Here is a 13,461-nt window from a genome sequence, read left to right as displayed (position 1 = left end):
GGCCCCCCCGCCCGTTTATTCACCTGGGGGAGCCCCCCCCCCCGCCCGCCGGGGTTGGGGGCCCCCCCCCCGGCGGGGGGGGGGGCCCGGCCCCGCCCCCCCCCGCCCCCCTCGGCGTCACAGGCGGATACCGCCTCGCAGCGGCGGAGGCAGCAGGGATCGGGCTCAGGCCCCCGGCTTCCCGGTGGCGGCTTCGGCGGCCTCCTTGGCCTCCCACTCCGCGATCACGTCGATCGGCGGCGGGGCCTTCGCCAGGAACACCCACGTGAAGTACACCGCGAGCACCATCGGCGGCAGCTTCAGCGCGATCAGCACCCAGCCCAGCTGCGTCGCGTCACCCCACCAGTACAGCGGGAAGAGGATCGCGTACTTGGCGAGGAAGATCAGCCCCCAGGCCAGGCTGGCCTTGACGTAGGCCTTCTTGCGTCCGGGGTTGCGGGTGCGCCAGGACAGGTTCTCCTTGAACACCGGGCCCAGGATCACGCCCAGCAGCGGGAAGCCCACCAGCGCCGAGAGCGTGAAGGCCACGCCCAGGCCGACGCCGTAGATCATGCCCGGCAGGTAGAAGCCCTTCGCGCTGCCCGTGAACAGGGCGAAGGCCACGCCCACACCCACGCCGAAGACGCCGCTGAAGGCGTGCTTGACCGTGTCCTTGCGCAGCAGCCGCACGATCACCAGCAGGACCGCGACCGCGCCCGCCGCGATGGCGGACAGCTTCACGTCCTTGTTGATCGTGTAGATCATGACGAAGAGCAGCCCGGGGAGCATCGTCTCCACGGTGCCCCGGATGCCGCCGAAGGCGTCGAAGAGGGCGGCCTGCGTCACCGCCTTCTGGTCCTCGGCGGAACCGGCGGGGTCTGGGGTGGTCGGTTTGTCGAATGACGTCACCGGTCAGTGCTCCTGTCCGAGCGGTCGGAGTTCGTACTTCGGGTTGAAGAGCACCCGACGGCCGTGGGTCATGGAGATCCGCCCCGAGGCGATCATGCGCCGGCCGGGCTCGATTCCCACGATCGAGCGACGCCCGAGCCAGACCACGTCCAGTGCGGCCGAGCCGTCGAAGAGTTCCGCCTCCAGGGCGGGGACGCCCGCGCGCGGGCGCAGGGTGACGGTGCGCAGGGTTCCGGTCACCTTGACTATCTGGCGGTCGTGGCAGTCGCAGATCCGCGTGCACCCCGCGGCTTCTGCGTCCTCCTGCAGCTCCGCCGAATGCAGCTCCTCCTGCGAGGAGGACAGCCGCTCTATCATCCGGCGGAACCGGCCCGCCGGCCTGGCAGGCTTCGCGGGCATCTCGGGACGCGGTTCAGCACTCATACAGGAAGCGTACCGGCGCCCCCACTACCTCTCGAAGCGGTATCCCATGCCCGGTTCGGTGATGAAGTGGCGCGGGTGCGAGGGGTCCGCCTCCAGTTTGCGCCGCAGCTGCGCCATGTAGACCCGCAGATAGTTCGTCTCCGTGCCGTACGAGGGCCCCCAGACCTCCTGGAGCAGCTGCTTCTGGCTGACCAGCTTGCCGCCGTTGCGGACCAGGACCTCCAGCAGGTGCCACTCGGTGGGCGTGAGCCGTACGTCGCGCCCCTCGCGCACGGCCTTCTTGGCGGCCAGGTCCACGGTGAATCCCTCGGTCTCCACGACCACCTCGTCCTCGCCGGAGCCGGCGGCCGGCTCGGCCCGCCGGACGGCGGCGCGCAGCCGGGCCAGCAGCTCGTCCATGCCGAAGGGCTTGGTGACGTAGTCGTCGGCGCCCGCGTCCAGCGCCTCGACCTTCTCGTCGGAGGTGTGGCGGGCGGAGAGGACCAGGATCGGCACCCGGGTCCAGCCGCGCAGGCCCTTGATCACCTCGATGCCGTCCATGTCGGGCAGGCCGAGGTCGAGGAGGACCACGTCTGGGTGGCGGGCCGCCGCGAGTTCCAGGGCGCTCGCCCCGTCGGCGGCCGCGTCGACCTCGTACTTGCGCGCCTTCAGATTGATCACGAGGGCTCTGACGATCTGCGGCTCGTCTTCCACCACGAGCACCCGGGTCATTGAGGTCCTGCCTTCTGTCGTACCTGTCGGTTCCGATCACGTTCGTGATCAGGTTCGTGATCACGTTCCACCATGTCCGCACCGGATGCGGCGCCGGCACCGGTGTTCCGGCCATCCCGGGCGGCCGCGCACAGGGTGAGCACCATGGTCAGCCCGCCGCCGGGGGTGTCCTCGGCCGTCAGGGTGCCGTCCATGGCCTCGGCGAAGCCCCGGGCGACCGCGAGGCCGAGGCCCACCCCGGAGCCGCGCGGCGCGTCCCCGTACCGCTGGAAGGGCGCGAAGATCCGGCCCTTGGCCTCCTCGGGCACGCCGGGCCCGCGGTCGACGACGCGCACCTCGACGCGGTCGCCGAGGAAGCTGGCCGCCACCAGCACCCGCTCCCCCGCCGGGCTGTACTTCACGGCGTTCTCCACCACGTTGGCCACGGCCCGTTCCAGGAGCCCCGGGTCCACCGCCACCATCGGCAGCGTCTCCGGCACGTCCAGCACGACGCTGTCCTCCGGTACGCCGCCCAGGGCCATCGGGACCACCTCGTCGAGGTCGATCTCCCGGATCAGCGGGGTGACGGTGCCGGTCTGCAGCCGGGACATGTCGAGCAGGTTGCCCACCAGGTGGTCGAGCCGGTCGGCGCCGTCCTCGATGCCTTCGAGGAGCTCGGCCCGGTCCTCGTCGGACCAGTCCACGTCGTCGGAGCGCAAGGACGTCACCGAGGCCTTGATGGAGGCCAGCGGCGTACGCAGGTCGTGGCTGACGGCGGCCAGCAGCGCGGTACGGATCCGGTTGCCCTCGGCCAGCCTGCGGGCCTCCTCGGCCTCCCCGACCAGCCGCTGCCGGTCCAGTACCACGGCGGCCTGGGCGGCGAAGGCGCCGAGCACCCGGCGGTCCTCGGCGGGCAGCACCCGCCCGGACAGGGCCAGCGCCATGTGGTCCCCAATGGGCATGTCCACATCGCCGTCCTCGGGCCGGGCGGCGGGGTTCGGGCCGACACTGCCGGCCTGCTTCCACGGCTCGGTGTCGCCGGACCGCTCCAGCAGGGCCACGGACTCCATGGCGAAGGTCTCGCGCACCCGCTCCAGCAGCGCGTTCAGGGTGGTCTCCCCGCGCAGCACGCTCCCGGCGAGGAACGACAGGATCTCGGACTCGGCGCGCAGCCGCGCGGCCTGGTGGGTGCGCCGGGCGGCCACGCCGACCACCGAGGCCACCGAGACGGCCACCCCGAAGAAGACGGCGACGGCGACGATGTTCTTCGGGTCGGCGATGGTCCACAGGTGCAGTGGCGGAGCGAAGTAGTAGTTCAGCAGCAGCGAGCCCAGGGCGGCCGAGGCGAGGGCCGGCCAGAGCCCGCCCAGCAGCGCGGACGCCACCGTCAGCGCCAGGAAGATCAGCATGTCGTTCGCGAGCCCGAGGTCCGCGTCGACGTGCGTGAGCAGCAGGCACAGCAGCACCGGGAAGACCACGCCCACCACCCAGCCGGCCACGACCCGGGGCCGCCCCAGCCGGGCCGCCGAGTGGACCACGGGCAGCCCGCGCCCCCTGGCCACGTGCTCGTGCGTGACGATGTGGACGTCGAGGTCGGGCCCCGAGTCGCGGGCCACGGTGGCGCCGACCCCGGGGCCGAAGACGTACTGCCAGGCCTTGCGGCGGCTGGAGCCGAGCACGATCTGGGTGGCGTTGACCCCCCGGGCGAAGGCCAGCAGGGCCTCGGGGACGTTGTCGCCGATCACATGGTGAAACGTTCCGCCCAGGTCCTCGACCAGGGTCCGCTGGACCGCGAGCTCCTTCGGCGAGGCGGCGGTCAGGCCGTCGCTGCGGGCGATGTAGACGGCCAGGATCTCGCTGCCCGAGCCCTTGGCCGCCATCCGGGCGGCGCGCCGGATGAGCGTGCGCCCCTCCGGGCCTCCGGTGAGCCCGACGACGATCCGCTCCCGCGCCTGCCACGTGGAGTGGATGCCGTGCTCGCCCCGGTACTGCTGGAGGTACTCGTCGGCCCGGTCGGCCACCCACAGCAGGGCGAGCTCGCGCAGCGCGGTCAGATTGCCGGGGCGGAAGTAGTTGGACAGGGCCGCGTCGACCTTGTCGGGCCGGTAGATGTTCCCGTGCGCCATCCGCCGCCGCAGCGCCTGCGGGGACATGTCGACGAGCTCGATCTGGTCGGCCCGCCGGACCACCTCGTCCGGCACGGTCTCCCGCTGCCGCACCCCGGTGATCGACTCGACGACGTCCCCGAGCGACTCCAGGTGCTGGATGTTGACGGTCGACACGACGTCGATGCCGGCCCGCAGCAGCTCCTCGACGTCCTGCCAGCGCTTGGCGTTGCGCGAGCCCGGCACGTTGGTGTGCGCGAGCTCGTCCACGAGCGCGATGGCGGGTCTGCGGGCGAGGAGCGCGTCCACGTCCATCTCGGTGAAGGCCGCTCCGCGGTACGTGAGCTCCCGCCGCCCGACCTGTTCCAGGCCGTGCAGCATGACCTCGGTGCGCTGCCGCCCGTGGTGCTCGACGAAGCCGACGACGCAGTCGGTGCCCCGCTCCACCCTGCGGTGGCCCTCGGAGAGCATCGCGTAGGTCTTGCCCACACCGGGTGCCGCGCCGAGATAGATCCGTAGCTTGCCGCGTCCCATGCGCCCATTCTCGGGGACGCCGGCCCGCTCAACGCACCGATGAGGGGCCGGAGGCCCATCCCTGACGGATCCCTGACGCGGGACCTGCCGTGGGGCTTGCCGTGGCCTGCCGTGGGCGTGGAGGCCGGTGGGGCCGTGGGCGTGAAAGCCGGTGGGCCCCACCCCGAAGGAGTAGGGCCCACCGGCCGAAAACGCACGTCTGCCCCCGCGCGCGGGGGTGACACCGCGGTCAGCGGACCTCGGTGATCTCCGGGCCGCGCTCCAGCTGGCCCATGCCGCCGCCGAAGCGGGAGCCTTCCTGGTCCTCCGTCTGCACGCCGTCCGGCACCATCTGGGCGTCGTTCGGCAGCTTCAGGACGATCGGGTCGCGGGGGGCCATCGGGCCGTCGCCGCGGACCACGACGGTGTCGCGGAGGATCTGCTCGAGGACACCCGCCGACTCGGGGCGCACCGCGCCCTGGCCGGAGATGACACCGCGCAGGAACCAGCGCGGACCGTCGACGCCGACGAAGCGGACCAGCTGCGCGCCGGTCTGCCCGTCCGGGAGCGGTACGGGCACCTGCGCACGCAGCTCCCAGCCCAGCGGGCCCTCGGCCTCGTCGATGATGCCGCCCTGCTGGGTGATGCCCGCGGCGATCTCCTCGCGGACCTCGCCCCAGATGCCTTCCTTGCGCGGCGCGGCGAAGGCCTGCAGCTGTACGGCACTGTCGCCCAGGACGACGGTCGCGGCGACGATCGCGTCACCGGCGACCTCGACCCGCAGCTCCATGCCCTCGACACCGGGTACGAGGATGCCGCCTAGGTCGACCCGGCCGTCGGCCGGGTCGCCGAGCACCTCGGAGATGTCCCAGGGGCCGTCGGGCCGCGGGGCCGGAGGCAGGTTCACCCGGCGCGGCTCGGCGTCGGGTTCCCCGGCGCCGTCCTGCTCGCCGGCGTCCAGGCCGGACTCGCGGCCATCGACCTGCTCGGCCGCGCCGCCGTCCTTGGCGGAGTCGTTCTTCTTGCGACGTCCGAACACGTCACTGTCCTTCCCGGTCGGTTACGACCGAAGCGTAGCCATTCCCACCCTGCTGACCAGCGCCGGATCCGGCCACGGCCGCATGACCGCCGGTGGAGCCGAAACCCCCCTCGGCCCGGGCCGAGCCGGGAAGTTCCGCCACCTCGTGGAAGCGCACCTTCTCGACCCGCTGGACAACCAGCTGGGCAATGCGGTCGAAACGCTCGAACCTGACGCTCTCGCGAGGGTCGAGATTGACCACGATCACCTTGATCTCCCCACGGTACCCGGCATCCACCGTCCCCGGGGCATTCACGAGCGCGAGCCCGCAGCGGGCGGCCAGCCCGGACCGCGGGTGCACGAAGGCCGCGTACCCGTCGGGCAGTGCGATGGACACCCCGGTGGGCAGCACGGCACGCTCGCCGGGGGCCAGCTCGGCGGCCTGGGTGGTCACCAGATCGCAGCCGGCGTCGCCGGGGTGACCGTAGGCGGGGAGGGGCACGTCGGGGTCGACGCGGCGGATCAGGACGTCGACCGGGGCGTGGTTCTGGGACATCAGGGGTTCACCTCAAAGGCGCGTGCGCGCCTGACCTGGTCCGGGTCGGCCATCGCCGCCCGGATCTCCTCGGGCCGTCCGTTGTCGATGAAGTGGTCGACCTTCACCTCTATGAAGAGGGCGTCGGCGCGCACGGCGACCGGGCCCTGCGGGCCGCCCGTCCGGCCGACGGCGGTGCAGTAGATCTTCCGCCCGGCGACGGCGGTGACCTCGGCCTCCAGGTACAGCACGGTGTCCACCGGCACGGGCTGCACGAAGTCGGTCTCCAGCCGCCCGGTCACGGCGATGACGCGCAGCAGCCAGTTCAGCGAGCCGAGCGTCTCGTCGAGCGCGGTGGCCAGCACGCCGCCGTGCGCGAGGCCGGGGGCACCCTGGTGCGCCGGCTTGACGGTGAACTCGGCGGTGACGCGCACACCCTCGCCCGCACGGGCCTCCAGGTGGAGTCCGTGCGGCTGGCCGCCGCCACAGCCGAAGCAGTGCTCGTAGTGCGCACCGAGGAGCTCACCGGGGGCCGGGGCATCGGGGTGCCGGACCGGCGCGGTCGCGTCGGCCGGGGGCGTCAACGCTGTGTTTCGTCCACTCACAGCCGCAGACCTTACCCGCGCGGCTACCCACCGGTCGCCCCGTGGCAGGCTTGACCACATGCAGCTCTCCCCCGCGCACCACGACGAACGTCTGACCGCCCCCCGCTCCTGGTGGGCCATCGCCGTACTGGCCGGGCTCGCGTGTGCGCTGATGCTGCTGCCGCTGGGCACGCTGCCGCTGCTGGCCGGGCTGGTCGGGGGCACCGCGCTGGCCGGGCTGCTGGTGAGCTCGTACGGCTCCGCGCGCGTGCGCGTGGTGAACGGCGCGCTGGCGGTCGGGGACGCGCGGATCCCGGTGACGGCCCTGGGGGACCCGGAGATCCTGGACGCCGAGGAGTCGCGCGCCTGGCGCACGTACAAGGCCGACACCCGCGCCTTCATGCTGATGCGCAGCTACGTGCCGACCGCGGTCCGCGTCGAGGTCACCGACCCGACCGACCCGACCCCGTACGTCTACGTCTCCACCCGCGAGCCGCAGGCCCTGGTCGCCGCCCTCCGGGCCGCGCGCGGGCAGACGGTCTGACCCTCAGCCCTCACCGCGAGGGTCCAGGCCCTCAAGTGCGGCCCTGGTGGCCTCGGGAAGGGGCTGGACGGGCTGCTCCAGGGGCGGAAGCGACGGAAGGGCATCCCATGCCACCGCCCGGGTCCGCAGGTCGCCACGGACCTTCTCGGCGACTTTCCGGGTGTCGCGGCGGTTCATCACCGCGCCGACGGCCGCGCCCACCATGAAGGGCATGAGGTTGGGGAGGTTGCGGAACATCCGCTTCATGATCTGCTGGCGCAGTTCGCGCTTCATCTGACCGCCGAGCGCCACGTTCAGCGTCGTCGGCTTGGTCAGGTCGATGCCGCGCTCCTCGGTCCACGCGGTGAGGTAGGCGAGGCTGCGCTCCCGGAGGTTGCCGGGCGGGCGCTGGCCGTAGACCTCGTGGAGCTCGGCGACGAGCTTCAGCTCGATCGCCGCGACGGCGGTGATCTCCGCGGCCAGCTCGGCCGGCATGGCGGGCGGTACGGGCAGCATGGCCGCCGCCCCGATGCCTGCGCCGACGGTGGAGGTGGCGTTGGCGGCACCGAAGATCAGCTTGTCGGCAAGCTGATCGGGGCCGAGGCCCGGGAACTGCGCGCGCAGCGTCGCGAGGTCCCGTACCGGAACGCGCGGTGCGTTCTCGATGATCCGGTCGGCGATGTGCAGGGCGGCGGTCCTGACGCCTTCGCCGCCCTTGCGTACACCGTGGCGCACACCGCTCTTGAAGGCTTCCAGCCGACGAGTCCGGGACCGCTGCCCGGCCTCCTCGTCGGTCTGTGTGGCCGACGGCACCGCCGGGGCGGTGTCGGAGGGCACGATGGCGGTCCCTGTGGCGGAGCCGCCGGGGGCTCCAGGACCCGTTTCCGGGTCCATGGCTCCCACCTGCGTCTCCGCCGGATCACCAGATTTCCGGAAGCGTCGCTTCCGAAATGGTGTCGAGCCAGCCACGGCCGACGCCTCTCAGTCGCAGTCGCGACAGATCGGCTGACCGTTCTTCTCGCGCGCCAGCTGGCTGCGGTGGTGCACCAGGAAGCAGCTCATGCAGGTGAACTCGTCGGCCTGCTTGGGCAGGACCCGGACGGCCAGCTCCTCATTGGAGAGGTCCGCGCCGGGAAGCTCCAGGCTCTCGGCCGAGTCGAACTCGTCCATGTCGACGGACGAGGACGACTTCTCGTTACGCCGAGCCTTCAGCTCTTCGATGCTGTCGTTGTCGACGTCGTCGTCTGTCTTGCGTGGGGTGTCGTAGTCCGTTGCCATTTGTTCGCTCTCCCCCTCTGGGTGTTAGCGGTGTCTCAGCGCACGTAACGCGCGAGAGGCCGGACTTGTGCCCGACCTGAGGCGGAGATTTTGCCTCACATCAAGGTCTGTTACTCAATCGACACCCAGCCACGCGCCTTGAGAGCGATTGGCTGGGATGACGACCGGGACCGTACACGGTCCGGGGGTCGTCTTGCACAAACGCCACCCCGTGTATTTCCCGCCATCCGGGGGGCCGGAAACCCGGACTTCCCGGGCGTTCCGGCCGCCAAGGGGTCACAGAACGCACATGGGCCGACACCGGGCCATGTGATCGATCACACAGACGCGATTTCTTTCACACGGCAAGCATTCAGCCAAAAGCGAACACGGGGAGGAAGAACTCACAAGGGAAGAGTGACACGCATCACGAGGCCACCGCCTTCCCTGGGGATCGCCTGGATCCTTCCGCCGTGTGCGCGGGCCACTGAGCGCGCGATGGAGAGGCCGAGCCCGACACCCTTGTCGCTGCCCGTTCGCTCCGTACGCAGCCGCCTGAACGGCTCGAACAGATTGTCCACCTCGTACGCGGGAACCACGGGACCCGTGTTCGACACCACGAGGACCGCCTCGCCGTGCTGGGCCCCGGTGGTGACCTCCACCCAGCCGCCGTCCGGCACGTTGTACCGGACGGCGTTCTGCACCAGGTTCAGCGCGATCCGCTCCAGCAGCACGCCGTTGCCCTGGACGACGGCCAGGGCACGCTCACCGCGGATCTCCACGCCCTTCGCGTCGGCCTCCCCGCGCACCTGGTCGAGGGCGCGCGAGGCCACCTCAGCCAGGTCCACGGGCTTGCGCTCGACGATCTGGTTCTCGCTGCGGGCCAGCAGCAGCAGGCCCTCGACCAGCTGCTCGCTGCGCTCGTTGGTGGCGAGCAGGGTCTTCCCGAGCTGCTGGAGCTCGACCGGAGCCCCCGGATCGGAAAGGTGCACCTCCAGCAGGGTCCGGTTGATCGCGAGCGGGGTCCGCAGCTCGTGCGAGGCGTTCGCGACGAACCTCTGCTGGGCCGTGAAGGCCCGCTCCAGCCGGTCCAGCATCTCGTCGAAGGTGTCGGCGAGCTCCTTGAGCTCGTCGTCCGGCCCGTCCAGCTCGATCCGCCGGGTCAGGTCGGTACCGACCACGCGGCGGGCCGTCCGGGTGATCTTGCCCAGCGGCGAGAGCACCCGGCCGGCCATCGCGTAGCCGAAGGCGAAGGCGATGATGCTCAGGCCGAGCAGGGCCATCAGCGAGCGGCTCAGCAGGTCGTCCAGGGCGTGGCGGCGCTGCTCCAGCGCGCACGCCTTCATGGCCGAGTTGAACTGGTCGTACGACTGGTTGATGCTCACCACGGGGCAGGTGGGGCTCGTGACCTTGACGTTCTGGCCGCCGACGATCTCGTACATGAGCGCATTGCCCTCACGCAGGGCCTGCGCCGCCAGCAGGTAGATGATCGACAGCAGCAGAATGCCGGCGATCAGGAACATCCCGCCGTAGAGCAGCGTGAGGCGTATGCGGATCGTCGGCCGCAGCCAAGGGAAGGGACCCTCGGGCTGGCCGGGGTCCCAGGTCGGTTTCGGGGGCGCCGCAGGTGGCGCCGGACTCGTTGCCACCCGCGTCAGATCCGGTACCCGGAGCCAGGCACGGTCACGATGACCGGCGGCTCCCCCAGCTTGCGCCGCAAGGTCATGACCGTCACCCGCACCACGTTGGTGAAGGGGTCGGTGTTCTCGTCCCATGCCTTCTCCAGCAGCTGCTCGGCGGAAACCACGGTCCCCTCGCTGCGCATGAGCACCTCCAGCACCGCGAACTCCTTCGGCGCCAGCTGCACCTCCTTGCCCTCGCGGAACACCTCACGCCGGTTCGGGTCCAGCTTGATGCCGGCCCGCTCCAGCACGGGCGGCAGCGCGACGGTGGTGCGCCGCCCGAGCGCCCGCACCCGGGCCGTCAGCTCGGTGAAGGCGAAGGGCTTGGGCAGGTAGTCGTCCGCCCCGAGTTCCAGCCCCTCCACGCGGTCACTGACGTCGCCGGAGGCCGTCAGCATCAGCACGCGGGTGGGCATGCCGAGCTCGACGATCTTCCGGCAGACGTCGTCGCCGTGCACGAGCGGGAGGTCCCGGTCGAGCACGACCACGTCGTAGTCGTTGACTCCGACGCGCTCCAGGGCGGCGGCGCCGTCGTACACGACGTCCACTGCCATGGCCTCCCGGCGCAGCCCGGTGGCCACCGCATCGGCGAGCAGCTGCTCGTCCTCGACGACGAGTACGCGCACGTCGTTTCCTTCCTAAGGGCCCAGCAGGGCGCACGTGTGTTGCGTCGTCCATCCTGCCCGTTTCGGCCGTAAACCGGCTGTAAGGCGACGCTCACAGGGAGGCGGACGGGACGGAAGTGAGGATTCCCTCGTCTCACGAGGTTTCTGGGCCCAAGGTGCCGGGGAGGACGTCAGCACACCCCATCCACTCCCTGACGGCGGACTGCCACGTGCCGCCGCCGACCCACGAAGAGGGGGCGAACCCACCATGGACGCATTCACCGCGGGTCTCCTGCAGCGCATCAGGGCCACGCAGTCGGACCTCAGGATGGCCCGCGAGTCGGGCGACGACTTCCTCGCGGAAGTGGAACAGGCGGAGCTGGAAGACCTCCAGCGCCTCGCCGCCGAGCACGGGGTTCCCGTGTCCGTCAGCGCCGCCTGACCCCGGACCCCGGACCCCGGCCGCCGTCTCCCGGCGGCCGGGGTTCCCTCATTCCACGGCGACGGCGTCGGCGCGGGATCAGTCGTGCCAGGCCCCGGCCTCGTCCAGCAGCGGCTGGAGGGAGGCGAAGACCGCCGGGGTGGCGGCCAGGACCAGCTCCCCCGAGGCCCGTTCGCCGGGGCGGCCCCCGGTCACGGCCCCGGCCTCCCGGGCGATCAGGTCACCCGCCGCCAGGTCCCACGGGTTCAGCCCCCGCTCGTAGTACCCGTCCAGCCGTCCGGCGGCCACGTCGCACAGGTCCAGCGCCGCCGACCCGCCCCGCCGGATGTCCCGTACCACCGGGATGATCCGCGCCACGACCTCGGCCTGGTGGGCACGCCGGGCCTGGACGTACGCGAAGCCGGTCCCGAGCAGCGCCTGGTCCAGCGGCGCCGCCGCCCGGCAGGCGAGCCGCGCCGTACCGAGCCACGCCCCGCCGCCGAGCACCGCGTGGTACGTCTCCCCGCGCATCGGCGCCGCCACGACGCCCACCACGGTCTCGCCCCGGTACTCGGCCGCGATGGACACGCCCCAGCTCGGGAGCCCGTACAGGTAGTTCACGGTCCCGTCCAGCGGGTCGACGACCCAGCGCACCCCGCTCGTCCCGGGGGTGTCCGCGCCCTCCTCGCCCAGCAGCCCGTCCGCGGGCCGCCGCTCGGAGAGGATGCCGGTGATCAGCTTCTCCGCCGCGATGTCCATCTCGGTCACCACGTCGATCGGACTGCTCTTCGTCGCGGCCACCGCCAGATCGGCCGGCCGGCCGTCGCGCAGCAGCGCCCCGGCCTGACGGGCGGCCTGCAGGCCCACGTCCAGCAGTTCGGCCTTCAGCTCTTCGGAAATCACGGTCCACTCCTCAGGGGGGTACGGCCTCAGCGGGGGTACGGGCTGTCGGCGCCCGCGGCCGCCGGCCGGGGTGCCCGCGCCGGGCAGCAGCCCACGGCGCACAGGTCATGGCTCGCGCCCAGCAGTCCCAGCGCGCACCGCTCGACGGGCTCGCCCCGTTCGACCGCGGCCCGCTCCAGCACGAGTTCGCGTACGGCCGCGGCGAACCGCGGGTCGGCCCCGACCGTGGCCGACCGGGCGACGGGCAGCCCCAGCTCCGCCGCCTTCGCCGTCGCCTCCGTGTCGAGGTCGTACAGGACCTCCATGTGGTCCGAGACGAAGCCGATCGGCACCATCACCGCCGCGGGCGCACCCGCCGCGTGGAGGGCCTCCAGGTGGTCGCAGATGTCCGGCTCCAGCCACGGGATGTGCGGGGCGCCGCTGCGCGACTGGTAGACGAGCTCCCAGGGCAGTTCGGTGCCCGTCTCGGCGCGCACGGCGTCCGCGATGACCCGTGCGACGTCCAGGTGCTGCTTGACGTAGGCGCCGCCCTCGCCGTGCTCGGTGTGCTCCCCGACCGGTCCCGAGGTGTCGGCGGCCGCGGTCGGGATGGAGTGCGTGGTGAAGACCAGGTGCGCCCCGGCTCGTACCTCCGGCGCCAGCCCGGCCAGCGAGGCGAGCACGCCGTCGATCATCGGCTGCACGAAGCCGGGGTGGTTGAAGTAGTGCCGCAGCTTGTCCACCCGCGGCAGCTGGGCCACGCCCTCCTCGGCGAGCGCGGCCAGCGCGTCGGCGAGGTTCTCGCGGTACTGGCGGCAGCCCGAGTACGAGGCGTAAGCGCTGGTCGCGAGCACCGCGATGCGGCGGCGCCCGTCGGCGGCCATCTCGCGCAGCACGTCGGTCAGGTACGGGGCCCAGTTCCGGTTGCCCCAGTAGACCGGCAGGTCCAGCCCGTGCTCGGCGAAGTCCTTGCGCAGCGCGTCCAGCAGTTCGCGGTTCTGCGCGTTGATCGGGCTGACCCCGCCGAAGCCGAAGTAGTGCTGCCCGACCTCCTTGAGCCGCTCGCGCGGGATGCCGCGCCCGCGCGTGACGTTCTCCAGGAACGGCACGACGTCGTCGGGTCCCTCGGGACCTCCGAAGGAGAGCAGCAGGAGGGCGTCGTACGGGGCGGCGGGCCCGCCGACGGGCGGGCGGAGCTGGTCTGACATGGATCGAATCCTGCCACCCGGCCTCCGCGCGCGGGAACCGCCCTGGCCGGGACCCGGCCCGCACCGCAGGTAAGGTGACCCTAAGTTCCTTGATCCGGAACTTTTCCCCGTGCGGGTGCCCGGCCGG

15 protein-coding genes are annotated in these 13,461 nt (G+C 72.0%); 2 read left to right on the top strand and 13 right to left on the bottom strand.

Annotated features, from left to right (window positions below):
• Positions 1 to 165: 165 nt before the first annotated feature.
• From ACFYOB_RS09995 to ACFYOB_RS09965, 7 genes are all read right to left on the bottom strand, one after another.
• The gene (locus ACFYOB_RS09995; RefSeq protein WP_388557183.1) at positions 166 to 888 is read right to left on the bottom strand and encodes a DUF3159 domain-containing protein; all 723 of its coding nucleotides are present in this window, start codon (positions 886 to 888) and stop codon (positions 166 to 168) included.
• 3 nt (positions 889 to 891) lie between these two features.
• On the bottom strand, positions 892 to 1,311 hold the full coding sequence (locus tag ACFYOB_RS09990) for an OB-fold nucleic acid binding domain-containing protein (protein ID WP_388557180.1): 420 nt from the start codon (positions 1,309 to 1,311) through the stop codon (positions 892 to 894).
• Between the two features lie 24 nt (positions 1,312 to 1,335).
• Positions 1,336 to 2,022 carry a response regulator gene (locus ACFYOB_RS09985; protein WP_388557177.1) on the bottom strand — a complete coding sequence of 229 codons (687 nt, stop codon included), beginning with the start codon at positions 2,020 to 2,022 and terminating at the stop codon, positions 1,336 to 1,338.
• The gene (locus ACFYOB_RS09980) at positions 2,019 to 4,640 is read right to left on the bottom strand and encodes an ATP-binding protein (RefSeq protein ID WP_388557174.1); all 2,622 of its coding nucleotides are present in this window, start codon (positions 4,638 to 4,640) and stop codon (positions 2,019 to 2,021) included. Before ACFYOB_RS09980 ends, ACFYOB_RS09985 begins: the two co-directional genes overlap by 4 nt.
• A 229-nt stretch (positions 4,641 to 4,869) precedes the next feature.
• On the bottom strand, positions 4,870 to 5,658 hold the full coding sequence (locus ACFYOB_RS09975; protein ID WP_328928083.1) for a DUF3710 domain-containing protein: 789 nt from the start codon (positions 5,656 to 5,658) through the stop codon (positions 4,870 to 4,872).
• A gap of 1 nt (position 5,659) precedes the next feature.
• The gene (gene dut, locus ACFYOB_RS09970; RefSeq protein ID WP_388557170.1) at positions 5,660 to 6,193 is read right to left on the bottom strand and encodes a dUTP diphosphatase; all 534 of its coding nucleotides are present in this window, start codon (positions 6,191 to 6,193) and stop codon (positions 5,660 to 5,662) included.
• Positions 6,193 to 6,777 carry a PaaI family thioesterase gene (locus ACFYOB_RS09965; RefSeq protein WP_388557168.1) on the bottom strand — a complete coding sequence of 195 codons (585 nt, stop codon included), beginning with the start codon at positions 6,775 to 6,777 and terminating at the stop codon, positions 6,193 to 6,195. The genes dut and ACFYOB_RS09965 overlap by 1 nt, the downstream gene beginning before the upstream one ends.
• A gap of 58 nt (positions 6,778 to 6,835) precedes the next feature.
• Between ACFYOB_RS09965 and ACFYOB_RS09960 the strand changes: the two genes are divergently transcribed.
• Positions 6,836 to 7,300 carry a DUF3093 domain-containing protein gene (locus ACFYOB_RS09960; RefSeq protein ID WP_388557165.1) on the top strand — a complete coding sequence of 155 codons (465 nt, stop codon included), beginning with the start codon at positions 6,836 to 6,838 and terminating at the stop codon, positions 7,298 to 7,300.
• A 3-nt stretch (positions 7,301 to 7,303) separates the two neighbouring features.
• On the opposite strand, the gene ACFYOB_RS09955 is transcribed toward ACFYOB_RS09960, so the two are convergent.
• The 4 genes from ACFYOB_RS09955 to ACFYOB_RS09940 form a co-directional block, all read right to left on the bottom strand.
• Complete coding sequence (locus ACFYOB_RS09955) at positions 7,304 to 8,248, bottom strand: hypothetical protein (protein ID WP_388557163.1); 945 nt, start codon at positions 8,246 to 8,248, stop codon at positions 7,304 to 7,306.
• A 12-nt stretch (positions 8,249 to 8,260) separates the two neighbouring features.
• Positions 8,261 to 8,557 carry a DUF4193 domain-containing protein gene (locus ACFYOB_RS09950; protein ID WP_030036261.1) on the bottom strand — a complete coding sequence of 99 codons (297 nt, stop codon included), beginning with the start codon at positions 8,555 to 8,557 and terminating at the stop codon, positions 8,261 to 8,263.
• Between the two features lie 383 nt (positions 8,558 to 8,940).
• Positions 8,941 to 10,185, bottom strand: coding sequence for a sensor histidine kinase (locus ACFYOB_RS09945; protein WP_388557158.1), 1,245 nt, complete (start codon positions 10,183 to 10,185; stop codon positions 8,941 to 8,943).
• A gap of 5 nt (positions 10,186 to 10,190) precedes the next feature.
• Positions 10,191 to 10,844: a response regulator transcription factor gene (locus ACFYOB_RS09940; protein ID WP_030008767.1), complete on the bottom strand. Its 654-nt coding sequence runs from the start codon at positions 10,842 to 10,844 to the stop codon at positions 10,191 to 10,193.
• 247 nt (positions 10,845 to 11,091) lie between these two features.
• Here ACFYOB_RS09940 and ACFYOB_RS09935 point away from each other — a divergent pair, with 247 nt between their 5' ends.
• Positions 11,092 to 11,265, top strand: a complete 174-nt coding sequence (locus ACFYOB_RS09935) for a hypothetical protein (protein ID WP_328928077.1) — start codon at positions 11,092 to 11,094, stop codon at positions 11,263 to 11,265.
• 78 nt (positions 11,266 to 11,343) lie between these two features.
• On the opposite strand, the gene ACFYOB_RS09930 is transcribed toward ACFYOB_RS09935, so the two are convergent.
• Positions 11,344 to 12,147, bottom strand: coding sequence for an inositol monophosphatase family protein (locus ACFYOB_RS09930; RefSeq protein WP_388557155.1), 804 nt, complete (start codon positions 12,145 to 12,147; stop codon positions 11,344 to 11,346).
• A gap of 26 nt (positions 12,148 to 12,173) precedes the next feature.
• Positions 12,174 to 13,334: a ferrochelatase gene (locus ACFYOB_RS09925; protein ID WP_388557152.1), complete on the bottom strand. Its 1,161-nt coding sequence runs from the start codon at positions 13,332 to 13,334 to the stop codon at positions 12,174 to 12,176.
• Between the last annotated feature and the right edge of the window lie 127 nt (positions 13,335 to 13,461).

Origin of the sequence: Streptomyces sp. NPDC006463 (genome assembly GCF_042870715.1) — a bacterium.
Lineage (GTDB): Bacteria > Actinomycetota > Actinomycetes > Streptomycetales > Streptomycetaceae > Streptomyces.
Note: the sequence above shows the minus strand (reverse complement) of the source record. Positions and strands in the feature narration are given on the sequence as shown.

Bases quoted from the DNA above. Each gene is read 5' to 3' on its own strand.
- ACFYOB_RS09950 (WP_030036261.1), bottom strand. From the start codon at position 8,557: ATGGCAACGGACTACGACACCCCACGCAAGACAGACGACGACGTCGAC.
- ACFYOB_RS09980 (WP_388557174.1), bottom strand. From the start codon at position 4,640: ATGGGACGCGGCAAGCTACGGATCTATCTCGGCGCGGCACCCGGTGTG.
- ACFYOB_RS09925 (WP_388557152.1), bottom strand. From the start codon at position 13,334: ATGTCAGACCAGCTCCGCCCGCCCGTCGGCGGGCCCGCCGCCCCGTAC.
- ACFYOB_RS09985 (WP_388557177.1), bottom strand. From the start codon at position 2,022: ATGACCCGGGTGCTCGTGGTGGAAGACGAGCCGCAGATCGTCAGAGCC.
- ACFYOB_RS09935 (WP_328928077.1), top strand. From the start codon at position 11,092: ATGGACGCATTCACCGCGGGTCTCCTGCAGCGCATCAGGGCCACGCAG.
- ACFYOB_RS09960 (WP_388557165.1), top strand. From the start codon at position 6,836: ATGCAGCTCTCCCCCGCGCACCACGACGAACGTCTGACCGCCCCCCGC.
- dut (WP_388557170.1), bottom strand. From the start codon at position 6,193: ATGTCCCAGAACCACGCCCCGGTCGACGTCCTGATCCGCCGCGTCGAC.
- ACFYOB_RS09990 (WP_388557180.1), bottom strand. From the start codon at position 1,311: ATGAGTGCTGAACCGCGTCCCGAGATGCCCGCGAAGCCTGCCAGGCCG.